The sequence below is a fragment of the Aeromonas sp. ASNIH7 genome (assembly GCF_002903485.1).
Lineage (GTDB): Bacteria > Pseudomonadota > Gammaproteobacteria > Enterobacterales > Aeromonadaceae > Aeromonas > Aeromonas caviae.
Map to the genome: position 1 here is coordinate 1,655,258 of NZ_CP026226.1, position 23,209 is coordinate 1,678,466.

A 23,209-nucleotide genomic window follows, 5' to 3' on the forward strand; every position below is an offset into this window, starting at 1 on the left:
TCAGAACCAGAATTGTCAGACAGTCAGGAAGGTTTTTTTTCCTTCAGGCAGTGCGACATGCCAACCCAGTGACGTCAGGGGCGCCACAGGGGTATTCCCGCCCCCGGACAAGGGGGCAAGGCCGGATCCCGGTCAAGAGGGATCCGGCGAGCTGGCATCAACGGGCAGCGGATCGACTGGCGTTCCAGAGCAGTTCGCCGCTCTTGAGATCCATCAGGCTCATGGCGAGCCGGTAGCGGCCCCCTTCAGAGAGGAGATCCCCGTAGAGCATGTAACCCGCCCCGGTCTGGCGACCCAGACGCACCAGGGAAGCGGGGTTCATGCCCCCTGCTGGTATTCGAGCTGACCCGTGATGGCCGCCACCTGGCCCGGGTCTGCGAAGCGAAAGCCGCTATTGGCCTGAATGCGCTGGATCATAGCCACCGCCAGGGGCTGGGTGCTGAAGGGCTCACCTGTACCGTTCTGGGGCGCCATCAGCAGCAGTACCGGGCTGCTGCCCGCCAGCGCCTGCACATCGGCGGCCTTCAGGAAGTCATCGGCCAGGGCGACCGCCAGCCCCGTCGGTGCCACGGGTTTGGGGGCAGGCACCGGCTCGGCCTTGTCAGGCTCGGCCACGGGTTTCTCTGGTTTGGTCACCGGCTTGTCCGGCTCGCCGACCGGCGCAGGCGTCCCCCCATAGGGATTGACCGCACATCCGCCCAGCAGCAGGACACCCACCATCAACAAGGAACGCAGCTTCATCTTTTCTCTCCGCCAGAAGTGTGCAAGGCGCACTTCGTCCATCATCCATTTTGACGGAGCCAGACTCCGCCGCCCCTCCATGCTAGAGACAAACCCGCCCCGGGTCGATGCGCACATGGGCAGGGGGCGACAGAGACTGGCGAAGCGGAGGGCACAAAAGGGTGGCAAGGCTCCACCCGATTCCGTTAGGGTAGCCAGAGCCCAGACCCCAGAGGAGCCCCCATGCACGGACCCGATCCCGCCAACCCTCACCCCATGAACGGCTTCCCCCAGGTGTGCTTTATCAAGAACACCATCAAGGGACCCAATATCGAGGTGGGTGACTACACCTATTACGACGATCCGGAGGATGCGGCGGGCTTCGAGCGCAACGTCCTCTACCACTTCCCCTTCATCGGCGACAAGCTCATCATCGGCAAGTTCTGCGCCATCGCCCGCGGGGTCAAGTTCATCATGAACGGCGCCAACCACCAGGCCTCCGGCTTCTCCACCTACCCCTTCTTTATCTTCGGCAACGGCTGGGAGAGTGCCGCCCCGACCCCTGGCAGCCTCCCCTACAAGGGGGATACCGTCATCGGCAACGATGTCTGGATAGGCTATGACGCCCTGATCATGCCAGGGGTCAAGGTCGGCAACGGCGCCATCATCGCCGCCCGCTCCGTGGTCACCGGCGATGTGCCCGACTACGCCGTGGTCGGCGGCAACCCCGCCAAGGTGATCCGCTATCGCTTCGACGACGACACCATCGCCCGTCTCAACGCCCTCGCCTGGTGGGACTGGCCGGTAGAGCAGATCAGCCGCAACCTGCCGCTGATCAGCGGCGGTGAGATAGCTGCGCTGGAAGCGGCAACCCGTTAGAGACAACCACCATCAAGCAGGAAGCACTATGCAGCTCACCCCACCCCAACCGCCTCAGGACGATGAGATCGAAGCGCTGCGCATTGGCCTGACGGGCTACAACGTAAGCCAGGCAGGCACTCAACTGTTCGAACTTCGGCGCGAGCGGATCGCCAGCTTTATCAAGGATGAAGAGGGCAAGGTACACGGCGGCATCATCGCCGACATCAAGTGGGGCTGGCTGCACGTCGACTGGCTCTGGATCGACGAAAGCATCCGCCGCGATGGCTGGGGCGGCCGCCTGCTCGGCGCCATGGAGCAGTACGCCCAAAGCAAGGGCATCACCAACTACCATCTGGAAACCACCAGTTTTCAGGCTCTCCCCTTCTACCAGAAGCAGGGTTACGAAGTCTTTGGCCAGCTGCCCGATATGCCGCCGGGGCATATCAGTTACTTTCTGAAAAAGCAGGACAAGTGATGACACTCCCGCGCCTTGCCAACGCCAGACTCGTGATCCGCCCGTTCGAACCGGCCGATGCCGACGAGTTTGTCCGCGCAGCCCATGAATCCATCGAAACGGTCGGAAAATGGATGAGCTGGTGCTCCCCTTCATTTACTCAGGACAGCGCGCAGGAGTGGTTTGCCAGCTGCGATCAGGATCGCGCGGCGGGACGCGCCTTTGATATGGGCATTTTCTGCGCCACCACCGGCCAACTGCTGGGTGGCGCAGGAATCAACCAGCTGTCACCCCATCATCGCTACGGCAATATCGGCTATTGGGTACGCCAATCCTGCCAAGGATGCGGTATCGCCCGACAGGCGGTCGCCCTGCTCCGTGACTTTGGCTTTCAGCAGTTGGGACTATTTCGGCTGGAGATCGTGATGGGAGTTGGCAACAGCGCCAGCGAAGCGGTTGCCATTGCCGCCGGGGCTACCTTTGAGTGCCGGGCTAGAAATCGCATCTTCCTACATGGCCAGCCTTTTGATGCGCATATCTATTCGCTTGTTCCTACCGCCAGTATTCTGCCGACGGTTATAACGTGATTTAACCGTCTTTTTATTAACAACATGAAATATCACCTGAACTTAAAATCACTATAGTCATATCGGATATTATCAGCCCACAACAACCATAAAACAACAGCACAGACAAATAGAAACCACTCGAATTAATTTCTAAAAAAACATAACAAAGTATCTTCCAGGTTTAATATGAACCTCCTCACACTTCCGAAAACAAAGTCTTATTAAAACCTTGGAATATATATACACTTTATAAACTCACTTAATCCTATTAGCCTGTAAGGTATGTCATGTATAACCAATTAACTGATTTAGATGAATTATTGTCAAAAGTGAAGAGCAGATTTTCAAAGGAGTATTTGAGAGAAGCTATAACATCTTATAGATCTGGCGCATATCGAGCAGCAGTTACATCAACATGGATCTCTATTTGTGTTGATGTAATCGAGAAGACGCGAGAACTTGCACTAGGTGGCGATGCAGAAGCAATAAAAATCGAGAAAAGGTTAGGAAATATAACGCCTAATGACTTCAAAAGTATGCTTGATTTTGAGAACGATGTGCTGCGTATTGCATATGAAGACCTAGGATTAATCTCGTTAATTGAAAAGACGCATCTAGAGCGAATAAAAGAAGATCGAAATATTTGTGCTCACCCGACCTTTTCATTAGATGGCGCCCAGTTTATCCCTCCCCCTGAAATGGTACGTTCATATATATTTCAAGCATCAGCCTATCTATTAAATCAGCCGCCGATAAAAGGAAAGTCAATCCTTGGTAGCATTTACAGTTTAATTACTAAATAGCTGTTCCGAATAGTAGATCACCGGAGGAAGGGAACTCAGTCCAGTTTGTGCGATCTGATTAGTCGCTAAACAAAACAAGCCACACCCAAAGGACTGAGTTGATGCCTATCCTACCACCTCTGCCACGACCACAACGGCGCCGCATTCACAAAATCATCCATGCCACCCGTGATAAAGGACATGCTCGTCGCTTGATGGCCATCTTGCTGTTACATGAAGGACGCACGATCACCGATGTTCATCACCTTACCGGCGCTGCGCGCTCGACCATCGGTCGTTGGCTTCGGTGGTATCGAGATGAAGGCATAGATGCGCTAGAAGCCTTACCGGCTGGCCGTGCCCCAGTCTTACCTATCGCCAAGATTGTCACCCTACTGGTGCTGCTCATGCAGTTTTCTCCGCAAGATTTTGGTTATCAGCGCAGCCGTTGGTGTACTGAACTATTGGCTATAAAAATCAATCGGTTAACAGGGCTCAATGTGGCAGCCTCCACGCTCCGCCGATGGTTACCTCGTATGGGCATTGTCTGGCGCAGGCCCGTGCCGACCTTGCGGATAAAAGACCCAGCCTATCAGGAAAAAATGGCGAATATCGACGCCGCGCTGGCCCGCTGTGATGCCGATAATCCGGTGTTTTATGAGGATGAAGTCGATATAGACCTCAATCCCAAATTAGGAGCCGACTGGATGTTCAGAGCGCAGCAAAAGCGGGTTGTCACACCGGGGCAGAATGCCAAGCATTATCTGGCAGGCGTTCTCCACGCAGGCAACGGAAGGGTACTTTACGTCAGCGGGATCAAGAAAAACTCATCGCTGTTTATTGCCATGCTGGAAAAGCTGCGCCACCACTACCGACGAGCCAAAACCATCACGTTGATCCTCGATAACTACATCATTCACAAAAGCAAACAGACCGAGCGATGGTTGAAGAAGAATCCCAAGTTCTGCCTGGTGTTCCAGCCAGTTTACAGCCCTTGGGTTAATCACATAGAACGGCTATGGCACAAGTTACATGAAACCATCACGCGCAATCATCAATGCAGAGGGATGGCAAACCTGCTGGCCCGAGTGAAACACTTCATGGATACCGTGTCTCCTTTCCCGGGGAATGGCTATGGCACAGCGAAGGTGTAGCACTATTGGGATCAGTTATTTAGCGAATCATTCCCTGAAGAATCAGAAAAAGCATTTATTGTTCTTAAAGCTGACCAATATCTTGGCAGAGTAAAAGACTCCGTATATAGAAACGTCACAATAATATTATTTAAAAGACTATTCAAAGACACCGCTCCATTGAGTTTCTCTCTAATGCGCAAAATAACCTCTGCGTTATCCTCTATAGAAAGACTAAATTCAACTGAGTATGTAACCACATGTAGGGAAAAGCTTACAGACATCTTATCCAACACAGATGATAACAATCTAAAAAGATTCATAGTTATCACTTCAATCAAGCCAGACTTATGGAGTTATATTAGTGAAGCTATAAAGAAAAGAGTGGAACAAACAATAAAAGTAATGGAAGTGACATCGTTGATTGAATATCGACTAACTAAAGCAAGTGAAAACATTGAAGATGTAAAATCATACTTTATTTCAGCTATCGCAGGGAAAACGGATGATGAATTAAAAAAATTGGTTAAAGAGTCGCCTTCCCCATTATTAGTAAACAAGGCTATAAATATTTTTGTAGAGTCTGGAAGCTTTGCTTCAGCGTATAATAATGGTGTTAATATTCTTCTCCATCATGGTGAATTCATAGACGATGATGGTTTGAAGCTTGTTTTTGAAAAATCGCTCAGCAGCTCTTGGAGGGGAATAAATCAAATTCTTAATGCTGGTGGCATTGGTGATGTATTTGCTGAACTTTACTTAAAAACGAAATGTAAGGTATTAAACCATAAGAAGTTATGGAAAGACTTCTGGGAGGAATTAAATGAAAAAGGGTTTGAATATCCACCTCTTGATGCACTAATGACTGTACAGATCTAGTTATCACCTGACACCGGCCTCAAACCGGTGTCTTGTTTACGCTACTTTAGTGCGCACTTCCTTCGGTATCAATTTCAGACCCTTTTTGAACATGCTGTAGGGAGTCTGTCCTTCCATCATCCTGCCCTGATGTGGCCGCTGGGTGTTGTAGTGCTCCAGGTAGCTATCCAGGTCTGTCTGCATCTGCTCTACCGACTCATACCAGGTTGTCCTCCCCTTGATACGGAAGTGTTCATCCAGCAGGGTACGATGTAACCGCTCGATAAAGCCGTTGCTCTGCGGCCTGCGTACCTTGGTGGTCCGGTGCTCAATCCCCTCCAGTTGCAGGAACAGCTCGTAGGGGTGATGGTCAGGGCGCCCGCAGAACTCGCGCCCGTTGTCCGACAGGATGGTATAGACCCGCGCCTCGTGAGCCTCGAAGAACGGCAGGACCGTTTCGTTGAGCACATGGACCGAGGTCACCGGCAGCTTGCTGGTGTAGAGCCGTCCCCAGGCATGGCGGCTGTAGCAGTCCAGTACGGTTTGCAGATACACCTTGCCCACCCCCTTGAGTGCGCCGACGAAGAAGGTGTCGACCGCCACCAGTTCCCCGGTGTAGTGAACCTCAATTTGGCGTTCGAGAAACTCGGGGCTGAAGCGCTCGAGCAGGCGGATCTGCTCGTCATTGAGCTCAATCGTCTGTTCCCTGTGGGTTTTCTCGAGGCGCAACAAGCGGTCATGCTTGGAGAGCAAGTCGTGACGTTGCCACACGCCACGCACACCGCCCGCACTGACGTTGATGCCTTGCAGAGCCAGTTCTTGCGCGACCCGCAGCGGGCCATGGGTTGGTCTGGTGAGGGAGTAATCGAGGATGGCCTGCTCAATCTCGGGAGCGACCCGGTTGGGATGCGCCCCTTTGCAGCCGGGGAGTTTGTCGAGCAAGCCCTCAGCCCCATAGGTCTGGTAGTTACGGCGAATCTCGTAGAACTGCTGGCGGCTGTAGCCGATGAGCTTGCAGGCTTTGCTGACGTTATTGAGCTCTTTGGCGAGCTCTAGCAGGCTGAGTTTACGACGTGCTACTTTCTCGTTGGTGGTCATACGGTGACTCCGGATAACACGGTAGGGGTACCGTTTTGTTATCCGGTTTGAAGCCGTATGACCACTCCCTTTTGTGGGCACCTGTCAGGTGAATACCATCTCCATACATAATGACCACTGATGGGCTCATCATAATAGACCCCGTAGATGCCTAGTACCACAGGGGGCAATGAACGAAGTGAAGTGCACCTCTCGTCACAATAGCGGAGCAATGCGCTCCGCTTATTGCACCCTACGCAGGCTACATAGCCGCCACCGGCCACCCCTTTCCCCCAAATCGGCCACTGCTAATGGTCGCAATGACCCATGCGATAAGCTGAGCAGCAGCCACGATTTTTGCACTGGCGAAACGATATCAAGAATCATCGTCGCACCAACGAAACAATCCTGTTGGAGCAAACAAAGCAAAGCGGCAAGCAGTGGCGGGGAGCTGCCCCTCCGATCTGCTTGCCGCTATCTCTTACTGCAGGTGTAAACGTCGTTAGCGACCCAAGAAGGGTTCCCAATCTTTAAACACCGGCTGCAAACCCGCCTGCCGCACGGCGGCGGCGACTTCCCCCACCGGGCGGTCGTCGTGGATGGCGAACTGCTCCAGCTCCTCTTTATCCCCCTCGGCATAGCCACCCGGCTGGGTGCGGGATTCTGCCGACATCTGGGTGATGCCAAGGCGCACCGCGCCGTTGCGAAACGTAGCCGACTCGCGGGTGGAGAGGGACAAGTCCAGCGTCGGCGAGAAGAGGCGCCAGGCGCAGATAAGCTGGGCCAGCTGGCGATCCGACATGACCACGGCAGGCTCCAGCCCACCGGTGCAGGGGCGCAGGCGCGGGAAGGAGAGCGAGTAGCGGCTCTGCCAGTGGTGGCGCTCAAGCCAGGCGAGGTGCTCGGCGACAAAGTAGCTGTCGGCGCGCCAGTCCGAGGAGAGACCGATCAGCGCCCCCAACCCTATCTTGTCGATACCGGCGCGGCCAAGCCGATCCGGCGTGGCGAGGCGCCATGCGATGTCCTGCTTGTTGCCGCGCAGGTGATGGCGGGCATAGGTGGGGGCGTGGTAGGTCTCCTGATAGACCATGACCGAATCGAGGCCGAGGGTCTTGAGCTCGGCGTATTCGTCTTGGGAGAGGGGCTGCACCTCCATCCCCACCGTGCTGAAGTGACGGCGGATGATGGGCAACACCTGCCGAAAATAGGCGAGCCCCACCTTGTGCTCATGCTCGCCGGTCACCAGCAGCACGCTGTCGAAACCGCGCGCCTTGATGGCCAGACACTCGCGCTCTATCTCTTCGCTATTCAAGGTCTTGCGCTTCAAGCGGTTGCTCATGGAGAAGCCGCAGTAGGTGCAGTCGTTGGCGCACAGGTTCGACAGATAGAGGGGCACATAGAAGCCGATGGTGTTGCCAAAGCGCTGGCGGGTCAGGCGCTCGGCCTCGGCTGCCATCTGCGGCAAATACGCCTCGGCGGCCGGGGAGATCAGCGCCATAAAGTCGGCCAGGGTGCGGCGGGAGGTAGTCAGCGCCCGCTCTACATCGGCGGCGGTCTTGGCGCGGATCTGCATGCCGATATCGTCCCACTCCAGCTCGAGCCATCTATCGAGAAAACTCTCCAACTTTCTCTCAACCCCCTCCCGGCCTCCCCCTTCACAAGGGGGAGGTGTTAATCCGCCCCCCCGATCTCCTACTTCACAAGAGGGCGGAGTCGACACTCCCTCCCCTGGCAAGGGGAGGGTCGGGGTGGGGTCATTGGCATGCTGACTCATAGCGCCCCCAGAAAATCGGTAAGCGGGCTGGAGGCTTGGGCCTGCAGGGCGCGGGCGCCAAGGCCTGCCTCATAGGCGCAGCGCCCGGCAGTGCAGGCCAGCGCAAAGGCGCGGCCCATGGCGACCGGGTCGCCACTCACCGCAATGGCGGTGTTGACCAGCACGGCGTCGGCACCCAGCTCAAAGGCGGCCGCGGCGTGGCTTGGCGCACCTATGCCCGCATCCACCACCACGGGCACATTGGCCTGCTCGACGATGATGGAGAGAAACTCCCGGGTCACCAGCCCCTGATTGGAACCGATGGGGGCGCCGAGCGGCATCACGGCAGCGCAGCCCACCTCTTCGAGCCGCTTGCACAGCACGGGGTCGGCACCGCAGTAGGGCAGCACCACAAAGCCCTCTTTCACCAATTGTTCGGCGGCTTTGAGGGTCTCTATGGGGTCGGGCAGCAGGTAGCGGGGATCGGGGTGGATCTCGAGCTTGAGCCAGTTCGTCCCCAGCGCCTCGCGGGCCAGGTGGGCGGCAAATACCGCCTCGGCGGCGGTCTTGGCCCCCGAGGTGTTGGGCAACAACTTGACCCCGAGTTGCCGAAGGGGCGTGAGGATATCGTCGTGGGCCTTGCCCGGTTCGAGCCGCTTGATGGCCATGGTCACCAGCTGGGAGCCACTTGCCTCGATGGCGGCGGCCATCAGTTCCGGGCGGGCAAACTTGCCGGTGCCGGTGAAGAGGCGCGAAGAGAAGGTGTGATCGGCAATCTTGAGCATGTCAGCCTCCGGCCACTGCGATAAGAAGAGATGAGGCCCCGCCGCAAGGCAGGGCGCTCGAAGATGGGACTGCGAGCATCATGGGTCAGCCTCCCGCGATGGCGGTGAAGAGGTGAAGTTCATCCCCGTCATTGAGACGGGTCTCGGCCCAGCGGCCACGGGGCAGCACGGCGCCGTTGAGGGCCACCGCTACCCCCTGAGGGGGAATCTCCTGCACCGCCAGCAGCTCAGTCAGGCGCTGGCCGGTGGGCAGCGTCAGCTCGATATCGTTCAATCGGATCTTCATGGTTAATTCTCCAGGGCCGGGTGGGTGCTGCCGCAAACCGGGCAATCGGGGTCGGGAGCCAGCGTGAGGGTCTGCCACTGATGGGTCAGGGCATCAAACCGGCGCAATGTGCCCGCCACCGGGCTCGGCATCCCGAGCAGCAGTTTCAGTGCCTCCAGCGCCTGCAAAGAGCCCATCACCCCGACCAGCGGGCCGGTGACACCGCTGGTCTCGCAGCTCTGACTCACCTTGGTATCCAGCGGATAAAGGCAGGCGTAGCAGGCGTGATCGCTGCTGGTGCGCACCATCAGCTGCCCCTGCCAGCCCACTGCGGCGGCACAGACCCAGGGCTTGCCCTGGGCCACGCAGGCGGCGTTGATGGCCTGGCGGGTGGCGAGGTTGTCGCAGCAGTCGATCACCAGATCCACCTCGGTCACAAACTCCGGCAGGCTGGCGGCATCGAGTCGCTGATTGATGGCAATCAGCTCCACCAGCGGGTTGTGGGCGGACAAGCGCTCGCGGGCCAGCTCCGCCTTGGAGTGGTTGACCGCCTCGCTATCGAACAGGATCTGGCGCGGCAGATTGCTGGAGTCCACCGTATCGCCATCGGCCAGCCACAAAGTGCCCACCCCGGCCCCCGCCAGATAGAGGGCGAGCGGCGAGCCGAGCCCGCCGAGACCGACGATCAGCACGGACTTATCCTTGAGCCGCGCCTGACCGGCTTCCCCCACTTCCGCCAGCATCAGCTGGCGGCCGTATCTCAGATACTCTTTGTCACTAAGAGAAGCGGCATCAGAGCGCATGTTCTGCCTCCCGTATCACGCAGGCCGAGCGCGGTTCATCCCCCGCCCCCACGGCAGCGAGCAGCCGCTCGGTCGCGCCCTGCCAGTCATCGCTCGCCGTGATGGCCGAGACCAGCGCAATGCTGCCGACCCCGCTTGCCTTGACCGCCGCCACCCGCTCCTCGCTGATGCCACCGATGGCCACCGTGGGCCACTGCGCCATCAGGGCGCGGTAGTGGTGCAGCCGCGCCAGCCCCTGGGGGCGCGAAGGCATCGCTTTGGTGTTGGTCGGGAAGATATGGCCCAGCGCGATATAGGAGGGGGCAAGCTCGCGGGCCCGCATCAGCTCGAAGTAGCCGTGGGTGGAGATGCCAAGGCGCAGCCCCGCCGCCTGAATGGCGGCGAGATCGGCGGTCTCCATATCCTCCTGCCCCAGATGCACGCCCCAGGCGCCCGCCTCGATGGCCTGCTGCCAGTAGTCGTTGATAAAGAGCCGCGCCCCATGGCGGCGACCGAGCGCGACCGCATCACGAATGGCCGGCGCCACCTCTGTGGCGGGCAGATCCTTGATCCGCAGCTGGATCGTCTTGACCCCGGCCCCCAGCAGGCGTTTGAGCCACTTGACCGAGTCCACCACCGGATAGAGGCCGAGGTGGTGTTCGGTCGGCGCAAAGGGGCCCTGCGGCAGACGGGCGCTGCTTGTTTCATACAATCCGAAGCGGCGATCGAGCGGTGAGCCCGCCAGCACGGCACGGGGGAAGTGGGCAAGATCGGCAGGCCAGCCGAGATGGGCGATGGGCCCCGGGCCTGCCCCCACCCCCTGCGCCGCCGCCAAGCCCTGTTGCAGGTAGGCCCGCGCCAGGGTGATGGCGTCCTCCAGCGGGTAATCCTGCGCCACCACGGCGGCGATGGCGCTGGCGTAAGCGCAACCGGTGCCGTGGCCGTGGCGGGTATCGAGGCGCGGCGCGGCGAGCCAGAATTCGCGGCTCTCGTCCTGGTAGTAGTCGAGGCAGAGATCCCCGCCCCATTCAAGGTGGCCCCCCTTGACCAGCACGGCGCGAGCGCCGAGTTCGCGCAGCCGCCGGGCGGCGAGGCGCACCAGCTCGGGACTGGTGGCGGGCAGGCCGGTCAGGGCTTCCAGCTCGGGACCGTTGGGGGTGATCAAGGAGAGGCGCGGCAGCAGGTGCTCGCGCACCGCCACCAGCATGCCGGGCTCCGCCATGGGGGTGCCGGTGCTGGCGATGGCCACCGGGTCGTAGACCACGAAGGGGGCCGGGGTGGCTGCCAGGCGACGGGCCAGCACCTCCACGTGCAGCCGGGTCGGCAGCAGGCCGATCTTGATGGCGGCGGGTGGCAGATCCAGCCCCAGGGCATCGATCTGGGCGGCGAAGGTCTGCATCAGCACGGGGTCGACCATCTTCACCGCCACCGAGTTCTGGGCCGTGATGGCGGAGATGACGGAGCAGCCGTGCACGCCGAGGTCATGCATTGTGTGCAAGTCGGCCTGAATGCCGGCCCCACCGCCGGAGTCGGACCCGGCGATGGTCCAGACCACGGGGCGGGCCTGCGTCACGGCGGGCAGGTCGGCGGGGCTGACAGCCCCGCGCTCGCTGCTCACGCCTCCTCCCCTGCGGCCTGCTTCAGGGTCGCCGCCTGATGGTAGATCTCGCCGCCGGTCTCCTTGAAGGTTTCAGCCATGCGGGCCATACCGCTCTCGACCTCGGCCACCACCCGCTCCTGCTGACCGTCCATGCCGACCAGCTTTATCTCTACGGCTTCCAGCTTGGCGGCGTAGTCGCGCACGTCCTGGGTGATCTTCATGGAGCAGAACTTGGGCCCGCACATGGAGCAGAAGTGTGCCACCTTGCCGGACTCCTGAGGCAGGGTCTCGTCGTGGTAGGCGCGGGCGGTGTCGGGATCCAGGGCCAGGTTGAACTGATCCTCCCAGCGGAACTCGAAGCGCGCCTTGGACATGGCGTTGTCGCGGATCTGGGCGCCCGGGTGGCCCTTGGCCAGATCCGCTGCGTGGGCGGCGATCTTGTAGGTAATGAGCCCCTGCTTCACATCCTCCTTGTTGGGCAGGCCCAGGTGTTCCTTGGGGGTCACGTAGCAGAGCATGGCGCAGCCGTACCAGCCGATGAGCGCGGCGCCGATGCCGGAGGTGAAGTGATCGTACCCCGGGGCAATGTCGGTGGTGAGCGGGCCCAGGGTATAGAAGGGCGCCTCGTGGCAGTGCTCCAGCTGCTCGGTCATGTTGCGCTCGATCATGTGCATGGGCACGTGGCCGGGGCCCTCGATCATCACCTGCACGTCGTATTCCCAGGCAATCTTGGTGAGCTCGCCCAGGGTGCGCAGCTCGGCGAACTGGGCCTCGTCGTTGGCGTCATAGACGGAGCCCGGACGCAGACCGTCCCCCAGCGACAGACTGACGTCGTAGGCGGCGCAGATCTCGCAGATCTCGCGGAAGTGCTCGTAGAGGAAGTTCTCCTTGTGGTGCGACAGGCACCACTTGGCCATGATGCTGCCACCACGGGAGACGATGCCGGTGAGGCGCTTGGCGGTCATGGGCACGAAGCGCAGCAAGACGCCTGCGTGAATGGTGAAGTAGTCCACCCCCTGCTCGGCCTGCTCCAGCAGGGTGTCGCGGAACAGCTCCCAGGTGAGATCCTCGGCGATGCCGTTGGTCTTCTCCAGCGCCTGATAGATGGGCACGGTACCGATGGGCACCGGGCTGTTGCGCAGGATCCACTCGCGGGTCTCGTGGATGTAGCGGCCGGTGGAGAGATCCATCACGGTATCGGCGCCCCAGCGGGTGGACCAGACCAGCTTCTCCACTTCCTCTTCGATGCTGGAAGTGACCGCCGAGTTGCCGATGTTGGCGTTGATCTTCACCAGGAAGTTGCGGCCGATGATCATGGGCTCCGCTTCCGGGTGGTTGATGTTGCTGGGGATGATGGCGCGACCGGCGGCCACCTCATCGCGCACGAACTCGGGGGTGATGTTCTGGGGCAGTCTGGCGCCAAAGCCCTGACCCGGGTGCTGGGTGCGCAGGAGCTCGGAGCGCACTCGCTCGCGGCCCATGTTCTCGCGGATGGCGATAAATTCCATCTCGGGGGTGACGATGCCTTGGCGGGCATAGTGCAGCTGGGTGACCCGGCGGCCCGGCTTGGCGCGGCGGGCGCTCGGCAAATGTTCGAAACGCAGGTGATCCAGCCCCTCGTCCGCCAGGCGCTCCTGAGTGAAGGTGGAGCTCAGCCCGTCCAGCGCGTCGGTGTCAGCACGCTCCAGCACCCAGGCTTCGCGCAGGCGCGGCAGACCACGGCGCACGTCGATGGGGGCGGCCTCTTCCCCATAGGGGCCCGAGGTATCGTAAACCGGCACCGGCTCGTTGGGCTCGAACTGGGGAGCCTCCTTGGTGCCGCCGACGAAGGTGTCGGCCAGCTGGATTTCCCGCAAAGGCACCCGGATGTCAGGGCGAGAACCCTGGATAAAGATGCGGCGGGAGTTGGGGTGAGCCATCCCCTTGAGGTTGTCGATAAAGGTCTGGGCGCTGGAGCGCTGCTCGCGGCGGCTGGATTTGGTGGTATCAGAAACATTGGTAGACATAGCAAAACTCACATTAACTGGTTGAAGTTATGGGTGTTTGCTTGTCTGGAGTTCGAGGAGAAGATGAACTTGCGGCGGGGTGTGCTCGGGGGAGTGAGCCGGGCATGGATCTTCCCTGCTCTGCCGTCCCTCTGCCCTGTGTGGCAGATCCGCAGGCCTGACGGCCCGGCGGGACAACCTCCCCCTGTGCGCCTGTGGCAGCCAGAGGCGGTCTGCCTCTGGCTGGCGGGAAGGTGTGCCTTCCCCGGCGCGGTAACCCGCAAGTTACCCTTGTTTCCCTTCGCAGGTCTTAACCTGATCAGGTTCCACGGATCCCGAATTAACGGTCTCAGCTTAGCGTCGTTCGACGGTCAGCACTCCGACAAGATGTGCGCCAGTATAAGTGGGGAAATTTAAAGTACAAGCCATTAACAAGGGGAAAGGGAGAGAGGTCTCACTCTTCGGCGTCGAGGGGATCCTCGGGGTCAGGAATGAGGATATCGGTGAGGCGGCCCTCTTCATCCCGGCTCAGCACCAGGCGGCGACCCGGTTGCAGATCGGCGGTGCTGCCGTTGATCCAGCGAGTGTCAGCATCAAACACCAGCACGCCGAGATCCTGTAGCAGCAATGCCTGCTGATTATGGGTGAGCAGTCGATCCTCCGCCCGCCGCCAGCTGGCCCCGAGCGCCGGATCCGGCGCCCCGTCGAGCACCCGGATCGTCTCGGCGACGCCGTAGCGGCTCTGGATCGCGAGGTGCATGCCGGGCACGAGCCCGTCCGGCTGCGCCACGCCGTGCAGTTCGGCACTGCCGAGCTCCAGCTCAGCCCCCTGGAATTGCAGGCGCACCCCGTCGTTGTGCTCCAGCTCCACCAGCCAGAGCTCGGCGTCGTCGGCAAGGGTGCAGAAGGGCAACAGCAGCAGGCAGAGTGCGGTTCGGGTCATGGCAGGCGGTCCGGGGTCACGGGGTGAGGTTTAACTATGGCCCCGGACGGGCAATTTTTCCCGGTCCGCCCTGACCGGTCAGTCATCCTCCCGGCACTGGCTCAGGCGCATGCCGTCAAACTTGCACTCCAGCTCCAGCCAGCGTCCCTCGAACGGGGAGAGGCTCCCATCCGAGGTGACATAACCCCAGATCCGTCCCCCTTCCACCGGCCCTTCCAGTTCCATCTCGTCCTCCTCCTCCAGCGCCTCCACCTCGCGAACGAGCCGCCGCTCCCCTGCCGCCGTCTCCTGCACGACCCCTTCCAGATCGACCCAGGTCCCGCCGAGATCGTCCTCATCCAGGCCATCCTTGAAGCGGGTGCGCTCATCGATCACGAAGGGAATGCCGTTGACCATCAACTGGCCAAGCTGCCAGGTGGTGCGGCCCGTGAGCTTGAACTCGGCCGCCTGCACCAGACCAAAAGGCAATAGAATCAATAACCAGAAGGCGCGGAGAGACTTCTTCATCGGGGATCCTCGGGGTTACACTGGCACACAGGATGACCCATCCGGTGTGAAATGGCCGTGAAATAGCGGCACAGACCAGGAGATCAGAGCATGAAAATACTGGTGGTGGAAGACAGTCCCCAGGTGGCGGAGACCATCATGGACTATCTGGCGCTGGCCGGGCACAGGGTGGACTGCGCCTATCACGGCCAGGCGGCCCTGCAACTGCTGGCCCAGGAGCGCTTCGACGTCATCATCATGGACGTCATGATGCCGCGCCTCGACGGCCTGCGTACCGTGGAGCGGCTGCGTGCGGACGGCATCGCGACCCCGGTGCTCTTTCTCACCGCCCGTGACAGCCTGGAGGACAAGCTGGCAGGCTTTCGGGCGGGGGGCGACGACTATCTGGTCAAGCCGTTCGCCATGGAGGAGCTGGAGGTGCGCCTGGAGGCCCTCAGCCTGCGTGGCCCCAGAGGGGACATGGGCGTGCTCTGCTTTGGCGATCTGACGGTGGATCCCGCCAGCGGCCGCGCCACCCGCGCCGGGGTGGAGCTCAAACTCGGCAAGATCCCGTTCCAGATCCTCACCCTGCTGGTGAAGCGCGCGCCCCAGCTGGTGACGCGCCAGGAGGTGCTCGACACCGTCTGGGGCGACGAGGAGCCCGACTCCGACGCCCTGCGCAGCCACATCTATGCCCTGCGCAATGTCCTCGACAAGCCCTTCCCCACCCCCATGCTGGAGACCCTGCACGGCCAGGGCTACCGGCTGGTGACCCCATGACGAACCCGACGCCGCCCCTTGCCCCCGGCCTGCCGAGCCTGCGCCGGCGCCTGGTGCTGGCGCTGGGAGGGGCCGGTCTGCTGCTGCTGGTGATCCTGAGCCTGCTGATGGTGGTGGCCGAGAACAAGATGGAGGAGCTGAGCCTGCGCCACTGGCTGGAGGCGGAGGCAACCCGCTATGACGACGACTGGTTGCGCCTCGGAATGGCGGCCCCCGCCCCCAGCCCGCGCCAGTTCTCCAGCTACTGGACAGAGGCGGGCCGCCTGCCCGCCTGGCTCAAGGCCTACCAGAGCCCCGGCTTCTTCGAGCATCAGCTGGGCCGGGAGGACAAGCACTTCCTGGTACGCGCCCACCCCTCGGGTCAGGGGCTGCTCTATCTGGTGTTCAACGACGATGCGGACGACTACCTGGACCCTTACGAAGCCAAGCTGCATCTGGTGACCCGCCTCATCGGCCTGGCTCTGCTGCTGGGGAGCCTCGCCTTCGGCATCTGGCTGGTGCGTCACATCACCAGGCCGCTGGAGCGGCTGCGCCAGCGGGTCGCCCACCTGACCCCGGATCAGGGGGACTTCGTGCCCGATGCCCCCTGGCAGGAGCTGCGAGAGATAGAGCAGGCGCTGCTGGCGGGCAAGCACGAGGTAGCCGCCGTGTTTGCCCGTGAACAGGAGTTCAGCCGCTTTGCCAGCCACGAGCTGCGCACCCCCAACATGGTGATCCAGGGATCCGCGGCCCTGCTCGGCAAGGTGAATGACCTGCCCGCCCCGGCAGCCCGCGCCGTCAGCCGCATCCGCGCCGCCGCCGACGAGATGGCCCTGCTCACCGAAACCTTCCTGCTGCTGGGACGCAAGGAGGCCGTGGAACGCCCGCCCCAGCAGGTGGCGCCGCTCATTCGCCGGGAGCTGACCCGCCTCGCCCCCCTGCTGCAACGGGAGACGCTGGACATTCGCCTGCAACTGGACGAGGAGAGCGAGGTGCAGGCTCCCCTCTCTCTGCTCGCCATCGCCCTCGGCAACCTCTTGAAAAACGCCCTGAGCTACGCCGAGGGGCACATCGAGATCACCCTGCACGAGCAGGTGCTCACCATCAGCAACCCCACCGCCGCCGCGCCGGATCAGATCCTCGGCTACGGCTGCGGCCTCACCATCATCCAGCGCATCTGCGAGAAGCTGGGCTGGCAGATTGAGACCCACCTGGTGGAGGGGGTCTTCAGCGCCCGGCTGGTGATGATCCCCGGCGCCCCCGGGGCGGTATAACCCCCTCATCCCCGGCCCTTCTCCCCGGCTGTTCAACACAGCGGGAGAAGGGAGACAGTTCCCGGCAAGCCCGCTGCCTTCCAGCCCACCCGCCAGATAGCAACAAGGCGCCCGAGGGCGCCCTGTGTTTACCTGTCTGACACTCGTTTTGGACTCATTCCGCCGGCTTGTGCTTGCGGCTCGCCTTGAGCTCGAGGAACTCGATGATCTTGCCCGCCACGTCCTTGCCGGAGGCGGCTTCCACCCCCTGCAGACCGGGGGAGGAGTTCACCTCCAGCACCAGCGGGCCGCGGGCGCTACGCAGGATGTCCACCCCGGCCACGTCCAGCCCCATGATCTTGGCGGCCTGCACGGCGGTGGCACGCTCTTCCGGCGTGATCTTGATGGCTTCGGCTGTGCCGCCCCGGTGCAGGTTGGAGCGAAACTCCCCCGGCTGGGCCTGGCGGCGCATGGCGGCCACCACCTTGCCGTTGACCACCAGGCAGCGGATATCGGCGCCGTTGGCCTCGCGGATGTACTCCTGCACCAGGATGTTGTTGTTGGTCTGGATAAAGGCCTCGATGACGCTCTCGGCGGCCTTCTGGGTCTCGCACAGCACCACGCCAATCCCCTGGGTGCCCTCCAGCAGCTTCACCACCAGGGGGGCGCCCCCCACCATGGTGATGAGATCCGGTACGTCGTGGGTGCTGTGGGCATAGCCGGTCACCGGCAGGCCGATGCCGTGGCGGGAGAGCAGCTGCATGGCGCGCAGCTTGTCCCGGGAGCGGGAGATGGCCACCGAGCTGTTGAGGGCCATGGTGCTCATCATCTCGAACTGGCGCAGCACGGCGGTGCCATAGAAGGTGATGCTGGCACCGATGCGCGGGATCACGGCGTCATAGCTCTCCAGCTCCCGTCCTTCGTAATGGATGGAGGGGCTGTGGGAGGCGATGTTCATGTAGCAGCGCAGGGTGTCGAGCACCTCGACCTGATGCCCACGGGCCCGGGCCACCTCGACCAGACGGCGGGTGGAGTAGTTGTTGGGCTCACGGGATAAAATGGCAATATTCATGGAAATGGCAGACCTGATAATCGGACTGGAGAGTATAAGGTGCCATGAACGACTGGCAACGCCAATCCTTTCCCCTCACCATGCGCGGTTCTGCAAGAACGGGCAAAAACCGAGAGTGCTGCACTCAAGAACGGACCGTTCTGCAAGACGGCACCAGCCACCAGCCCTCATGCCGGATGGCGCACAGCGACGTCAATGGGGGCCGCGCAGCCCTTGTTGCAACTCAAGCAGCAGGGCGACCTCCTGCAAACGGCGCGCCGTGGTGCCGGCCCAGCCTCCCAAAGGCACGGGGACCAGCAGGGTCTGGGCGATGCAGTGGCAATAGAGGGGACCCTCATGTTGCCAGCCCCGCATCCCGTCGACGTCGTGATGGTGCAGCCACTCCAGGTTGCCGCGGCGAAGCAGCTCGATGCGCCGCCCGTCTTTGAAGTGCAGGCAAAGCCCCTTCTTCTCCACCCCGGGACCGGCATACTTGTCGAGCCAGAGGGTCAGGGGCACCCCTGCCGCCTCGCCGCGCAGGCAGGCCCGCCCCTCGGCGGTCTCCAGATCCCCGCGCCGGATGGGCTGCCCCAGCCGGTCGCAGACGCCCTCCGCGATCAGGTGCAGGCGGTCGTCCCCACCCAGGGCCACCAGCAGCTCCCGGATCATCGCCAGCAGATGGGTACCGATGTCGAGGATCACCCCGTCTGGATGGCGCAGGACCCGCCGATCCGGCTCCCCGGTGGCGAAGTTGAGGGCATAGGGATGCCCAGCCTCGTCCAGGCCGCAGGGTTCCAGCAAAAAGCCCTCCACCGCGCTGATATCGGCGAGGGTGGCCAGCCCGACCCCGGCGCCCTCTGGTTCCCGAGGCTGCCAGCCTTCATCCAGTTTGCCGCTCAGCAGCAACTGCTGGACGGCATTGCGGGCCATCCAGTGATCCAGCGCCAGCACCCTGGCTGCCACCTCGGGGGCCGCCAGCAGGGCGTGCAGGCGATCGTGCTGGGCCAGGGTGGCTACCACGGGTTTCTCCACCAGGATGAGGGGAATGGCGCTGGCCAGTACCTGCTCCAGCACGGGCAGATGCAGCAGGGAAGGGGTGGCGATCACCAGCCGATCCAGGGGTTCGGCCAGCAGGGCTTCCAGGGTCGGGGCAGACATGACGCCGGGCAGGGTGATGGCGGGATCAAAACCCCATATCTCGGTATTTTCCGCCAGGGCGGCGAGTGCAGGCAGATAGGCTGTCTGCACCACGGCCCCCAGACCGACAAATCCAATCTTCATGGCAACCTCGATATGGCGTGCATACCCGGCGTCTGCCCCGCACTGCGTGAAGCGGGGCAGACGGGGATCAATGCAGGTTGGGCCCCAGCCAGCGTTCGGCCTCTGCCAGGGTCATCCCCTTGCGCATGGCGTAGTCTTCCACCTGGTCCTGCTGGATCTGGGCCACCGCGAAATATTTGCTCTCAGGGTGGGAGAAGTACCAGCCGGATACCGCCGCCCCCGGCCACATGGCGTAGGACTCGGTGAGCTGCATGCCGATGGCCTGCTCCACGTCCAGCAGCTCCCAGATGCTCCCCTTCTCGGTGTGCTCCGGGCAGGCCGGGTAGCCCGGCGCCGGGCGTATTCCCTGGTAATTTTCGCGGATAAGCTCTTCGTTGCTGAGCGCCTCGTCCGGGGCATAGCCCCAGTGCACTTTGCGCACCTGCTCGTGGAGGTATTCGGCAAAGGCCTCAGCGAGGCGATCGCACACCGCCTGAATGAGAATGGCGTTGTAGTCGTCGTGGTCCGCCTTGTAGGCCTTGGCGATGGCCTCCTCGCCGATGCCGCCGGTCACCGCGAAGGCGCCGATCCAGTCGGGCTTGCCGCTCTCTTTCGGCGCCACATAATCCGCCAGACAGTAGTTGGGAAAGCCCTGCTTCTCGCTCTGCTGGCGCAGGTGGTGCAGCACTTTTTTCACTTCAGTGCGGGACTCGTCGGTGTAGACCTCGATGCTGTCCCCCACGGCGTTGGCGGGGAACAGGCCGACGATGCCGGCACAGCGCACGCTCCGATCTTTTTCCAACTGGTCCAGCATGGCGTTGGCGTCGGCGTAGAGGCGCGTCGCTTCCTCCCCCACCACCTCATCTTCCAGGATGCGGGGGAACTTGCCCGCCAGCTCCCAGCTCAGGAAAAACGGCGTCCAGTCGATGTAGGGGCGCAGCACAGAGATGGGCACGTTTTCGAAGGTCTGCACGCCGGGCTCCCGGGGCGCCGGGGGCTCATAGCCCACCCAGTCCAGCTGATGGCGGTTGGCCCGGGCATGGGCCAGGGAGACCGGCTTGGAGCGCGGCTGCTTGCGGGCATGCTGATCCCGGGCAATCTCGTACTCCTTGTCGATGCGGGCGACGAAGGCGGGCTTGAGCTCCGGGCTCAGCAGGCTCTGGGCCACCCCCACGGCGCGGGAGGCGTTGGAGACATAGACCACAGGCTCGGAGTAGTTCTGCTCTATCTTCACCGCGGTGTGGGCCTTGGAGGTGGTGGCACCGCCGATGAGCAGCGGCAGCTTGAACCCCTGACGCTCCATCTCTTTCGCTACGTGCACCATCTCGTCCAGGGACGGAGTGATGAGGCCCGACAGGCCGATGATGTCGGCGTTCACTTCCCGGGCCGTCTTGAGGATGGTCTCGCAGGAGACCATGACCCCGAGATCCACGATCTCGAAGTTGTTGCACTGGAGCACCACCCCGACGATGTTCTTGCCGATGTCGTGCACGTCGCCCTTGACGGTGGCCAGCACGATTTTGCCGTTGCTGGAACCGCCGGACTTCTCCGCCTCGATGTAGGGTTGCAGGTAGGCCACCGCCCGCTTCATCACCCGGGCCGACTTCACCACCTGGGGCAGGAACATCTTGCCGGCGCCGAACAGATCGCCCACCACATTCATGCCATCCATCAGCGGCCCCTCGATGACGTGCAGCGGCTTCTCGGCCTGGGCGCGCGCCTCCTCGGTGTCCTCCTCGATAAAGTCGGTGATCCCCTTGACCAGGGCGTGTTCGAGCCGCTTGCCCACCGGCCAGCTGCGCCACTCCTGATCCCGCGGATCCTCAGCCTGGGCCCCCGCGCCGCGATACTTCTCTGCGATGGCCAGCAGCGCCTCGGTGGCGTTGTCGTTGAGGTTCAGCACCACCGCCTCGACCTTCTCTTTGAGCTCGGCCGGGATGTCTTCGTAGATGGCAAGCTGGCCCGCGTTGACGATCCCCATGTCCATGCCGTTCCTGATGGCGTGGTAGAGGAAGACAGCGTGGATGGCTTCGCGCACCGGCTCGTTGCCACGGAAGGAGAAGGAGACGTTGGAGACACCACCGGAGATCATGGCGTGGGGCAGGTGCTCCTTGATGTCCTTCACCGCCTCGATGAAGTCCACCGCGTAGTTGTTGTGCTCGTCGATGCCGGTCGCCACCGCGAAGATGTTGGGGTCGAAGATGATGTCTTCCGGCGGGAAGCCGACGCGGTCCACCAGAATGCGGTAGGCGCGCTGGCAGATCTCGAACTTGCGGGCACGGGTATCGGCCTGGCCCACCTCGTCGAACGCCATGACGATGACGGCGGCGCCGTAGCGACGCAGCAGTTTCGCCTGCTCGATGAATTTGTCCTCCCCCTCCTTCATGGAGATGGAGTTGACCACCGGCTTGCCCTGCACGCACTTGAGGCCCGCCTCCAGCACCTCCCACTTGGAGGAGTCGATCATCACCGGCACCCGGGCGATGTCCGGTTCCCCGGCGATGAGGTTCAGGAAGCGCACCATGGCCGCCTCGGCATCCAGCATCCCCTCATCCATGTTGATGTCGATGATCTGGGCGCCGTTTTCCACCTGCTGCTTGGCCACATCCAGCGCCTCGTCGTAGAGCCCCTCTTTTATCAAGCGCTTGAACTTGGCCGAGCCGGTGACGTTGGTCCGCTCACCCACGTTCACGAACATGGAGTCCGCCGTGATGATGAGAGGCTCCAGGCCCGACAACCGGCAGGCCACCGGCAGATCCGGCAGGGCACGGGGCTTGATGCCCGCCACGGCGTCAGCCATGGCGCGGATGTGGGTCGGGGTGGTGCCGCAGCAGCCGCCCACCAGGTTGAGGAAGCCGCTTTGGGCCCACTCGCGGATATGCTCCGCCATCTCTACCGCGTCCAGATCGTACTCGCCAAACGCATTGGGCAGACCGGCGTTGGGGTGGGCGCTGACATGGGTCTCGCTGATGCGGGACAGCTCCTCCACGTACTGGCGCAGCTCGTCCGGCCCCAGCGCACAGTTGAGGCCGAAGGAGACCGGTTTGACGTGGCGAAGGGAGTGGTAGAAGGCCTCGGTGGTCTGGCCCGAGAGGGTACGACCGGAGGCGTCCGTGATGGTGCCGGAGATCATCACCGGCAGGCTGTAACCCAGCTCCTCAAACACCAGGTCCACCGCGAAGGCGGCCGCCTTGGCGTTGAGGGTGTCGAAGATGGTCTCGATCAGGATGATGTCGGCACCGCCCTCGATGAGGGCGTGGGTCGATTCGGTGTAGGCGGCAACCAGCTCGTCATAGGTGACGTTGCGCTTGCCCGGGTCGTTCACGTCTGGCGAGATGGAGGCGGTACGGTTGGTGGGGCCCAGTACCCCTGCCACAAAGCGCGGTTTCGCCGGGTCTTTGGCGGTCCACTCGTCCGCCACGGCGCGGGCCAGGCGGGCCGCCTCCCGGTTTATCTCGGCCGAGAGCGCTTCCATCTCGTAGTCCGCCATGGCGATGCGGGTGGCGTTGAAGGTGTTGGTCTCGAGGATGTCGGCCCCGGCGGCACAATACTGGTCGTGGATCTCGCGAATGACGGCGGGACGGCTCAACACCAGCAGGTCGTTGTTGCCCTTGATGTCGGTATGCCAGTCGGCAAACCGCTCCCCCCGATAGTCCGCCTCACCGAGTTTGTAACCCTGGATCATGGTGCCCATGGCCCCGTCGATGATCAGGATCCGCTCCTTGAGACAGGCTTCCAGCCTGGTTGTGACATCCGCTTTCTTGTTCGACTCTCTGCTCGACACCGCTCGTACCCCTTACATCCATGCAACTGCGTGATGCCCATCCTAGCAG

At 62.0% G+C, this 23,209-nt stretch carries 20 protein-coding genes, 1 pseudogene and 1 riboswitch; of the genes and pseudogenes, 8 read left to right on the plus strand and 13 right to left on the minus strand.

Going from position 1 to position 23,209, the window contains the following annotated elements:
• Positions 1-157: 157 nt before the first annotated feature.
• A pseudogene (locus C2U47_RS07800) lies at positions 158-741 on the minus strand (penicillin-binding protein activator LpoB).
• 222 nt (positions 742-963) lie between these two features.
• Here C2U47_RS07800 and C2U47_RS07805 point away from each other — a divergent pair.
• From C2U47_RS07805 to C2U47_RS22820, 6 genes are all read left to right on the plus strand, one after another.
• Entirely contained in the window at positions 964-1,599 is a 636-nt protein-coding gene (locus tag C2U47_RS07805; protein ID WP_103261567.1) for a Vat family streptogramin A O-acetyltransferase, read from the plus strand.
• A gap of 28 nt (positions 1,600-1,627) precedes the next feature.
• The gene (locus C2U47_RS07810; protein ID WP_041214330.1) at positions 1,628-2,056 is read left to right on the plus strand and encodes a GNAT family N-acetyltransferase; all 429 of its coding nucleotides are present in this window, start codon (positions 1,628-1,630) and stop codon (positions 2,054-2,056) included.
• Complete coding sequence (locus tag C2U47_RS07815) at positions 2,056-2,622, plus strand: GNAT family N-acetyltransferase (protein WP_041214329.1); 567 nt, start codon at positions 2,056-2,058, stop codon at positions 2,620-2,622. Before C2U47_RS07810 ends, C2U47_RS07815 begins: the two co-directional genes overlap by 1 nt.
• A gap of 269 nt (positions 2,623-2,891) precedes the next feature.
• Positions 2,892-3,407 (plus strand): hypothetical protein, encoded by a 516-nt coding sequence (locus C2U47_RS22815; protein ID WP_158657391.1) that lies wholly within the window; start codon positions 2,892-2,894, stop codon positions 3,405-3,407.
• A 101-nt stretch (positions 3,408-3,508) separates the two neighbouring features.
• Positions 3,509-4,540, plus strand: a complete 1,032-nt coding sequence (locus tag C2U47_RS07820) for an IS630-like element ISAhy2 family transposase (protein WP_001809438.1) — start codon at positions 3,509-3,511, stop codon at positions 4,538-4,540.
• Between the two features lie 174 nt (positions 4,541-4,714).
• Positions 4,715-5,398, plus strand: a complete 684-nt coding sequence (locus tag C2U47_RS22820) for a hypothetical protein (protein WP_158657392.1) — start codon at positions 4,715-4,717, stop codon at positions 5,396-5,398.
• Positions 5,399-5,434: 36 nt separating this feature from the next.
• Here the strand turns inward: C2U47_RS22820 and C2U47_RS07825 are convergent, their stop codons facing one another.
• The 9 genes from C2U47_RS07825 to C2U47_RS07865 all read right to left on the minus strand — a co-directional run bounded on the left by C2U47_RS07825 (position 5,435) and on the right by C2U47_RS07865 (position 15,074).
• A complete protein-coding gene (locus tag C2U47_RS07825) occupies positions 5,435-6,475 on the minus strand; it encodes an IS481-like element ISAs19 family transposase (RefSeq protein WP_103261568.1) in 1,041 nt (346 codons plus the stop codon).
• 481 nt (positions 6,476-6,956) lie between these two features.
• A complete protein-coding gene (thiH, locus tag C2U47_RS07830; protein WP_082189372.1) occupies positions 6,957-8,228 on the minus strand; it encodes a 2-iminoacetate synthase ThiH in 1,272 nt (423 codons plus the stop codon).
• Positions 8,225-8,992 carry a thiazole synthase gene (locus C2U47_RS07835; protein ID WP_069785506.1) on the minus strand — a complete coding sequence of 256 codons (768 nt, stop codon included), beginning with the start codon at positions 8,990-8,992 and terminating at the stop codon, positions 8,225-8,227. Before C2U47_RS07835 ends, thiH begins: the two co-directional genes overlap by 4 nt.
• An 85-nt stretch (positions 8,993-9,077) precedes the next feature.
• Positions 9,078-9,278 carry a sulfur carrier protein ThiS gene (thiS, locus tag C2U47_RS07840; RefSeq protein ID WP_039040452.1) on the minus strand — a complete coding sequence of 67 codons (201 nt, stop codon included), beginning with the start codon at positions 9,276-9,278 and terminating at the stop codon, positions 9,078-9,080.
• Positions 9,279-9,280: 2 nt separating this feature from the next.
• Positions 9,281-10,060, minus strand: a complete 780-nt coding sequence (locus C2U47_RS07845) for a HesA/MoeB/ThiF family protein (protein ID WP_069785505.1) — start codon at positions 10,058-10,060, stop codon at positions 9,281-9,283.
• Positions 10,050-11,657, minus strand: coding sequence for a thiamine phosphate synthase (gene thiE, locus C2U47_RS07850; protein ID WP_103261569.1), 1,608 nt, complete (start codon positions 11,655-11,657; stop codon positions 10,050-10,052). Before thiE ends, C2U47_RS07845 begins: the two co-directional genes overlap by 11 nt.
• Positions 11,654-13,645 carry a phosphomethylpyrimidine synthase ThiC gene (thiC, locus tag C2U47_RS07855; protein WP_069785503.1) on the minus strand — a complete coding sequence of 664 codons (1,992 nt, stop codon included), beginning with the start codon at positions 13,643-13,645 and terminating at the stop codon, positions 11,654-11,656. Before thiC ends, thiE begins: the two co-directional genes overlap by 4 nt.
• 257 nt (positions 13,646-13,902) lie before the next feature.
• Positions 13,903-14,016: riboswitch (TPP riboswitch) on the minus strand.
• A 62-nt stretch (positions 14,017-14,078) separates the two neighbouring features.
• Positions 14,079-14,567 (minus strand): hypothetical protein, encoded by a 489-nt coding sequence (locus tag C2U47_RS07860; protein ID WP_042864552.1) that lies wholly within the window; start codon positions 14,565-14,567, stop codon positions 14,079-14,081.
• Positions 14,568-14,645: 78 nt separating this feature from the next.
• Positions 14,646-15,074 carry a hypothetical protein gene (locus C2U47_RS07865; protein WP_103261570.1) on the minus strand — a complete coding sequence of 143 codons (429 nt, stop codon included), beginning with the start codon at positions 15,072-15,074 and terminating at the stop codon, positions 14,646-14,648.
• 90 nt (positions 15,075-15,164) lie between these two features.
• Here C2U47_RS07865 and C2U47_RS07870 point away from each other — a divergent pair, with 90 nt between their 5' ends.
• Entirely contained in the window at positions 15,165-15,833 is a 669-nt protein-coding gene (locus C2U47_RS07870) for a response regulator transcription factor (RefSeq protein WP_039040446.1), read from the plus strand.
• Positions 15,830-17,086 carry a sensor histidine kinase gene (locus C2U47_RS07875; protein WP_103261571.1) on the plus strand — a complete coding sequence of 419 codons (1,257 nt, stop codon included), beginning with the start codon at positions 15,830-15,832 and terminating at the stop codon, positions 17,084-17,086. Before C2U47_RS07870 ends, C2U47_RS07875 begins: the two co-directional genes overlap by 4 nt.
• A 154-nt stretch (positions 17,087-17,240) precedes the next feature.
• Here the strand turns inward: C2U47_RS07875 and rimK are convergent, their stop codons facing one another.
• The 3 genes from rimK to metH all read right to left on the minus strand — a co-directional run bounded on the left by rimK (position 17,241) and on the right by metH (position 23,160).
• The gene (rimK, locus tag C2U47_RS07880) at positions 17,241-18,137 is read right to left on the minus strand and encodes a 30S ribosomal protein S6--L-glutamate ligase (RefSeq protein WP_010672657.1); all 897 of its coding nucleotides are present in this window, start codon (positions 18,135-18,137) and stop codon (positions 17,241-17,243) included.
• 192 nt (positions 18,138-18,329) lie between these two features.
• Complete coding sequence (locus C2U47_RS07885; protein WP_103261572.1) at positions 18,330-19,397, minus strand: Gfo/Idh/MocA family oxidoreductase; 1,068 nt, start codon at positions 19,395-19,397, stop codon at positions 18,330-18,332.
• Between the two features lie 67 nt (positions 19,398-19,464).
• Positions 19,465-23,160 (minus strand): methionine synthase, encoded by a 3,696-nt coding sequence (gene metH / locus C2U47_RS07890; protein ID WP_103261573.1) that lies wholly within the window; start codon positions 23,158-23,160, stop codon positions 19,465-19,467.
• Positions 23,161-23,209: the final 49 nt, after the last annotated feature.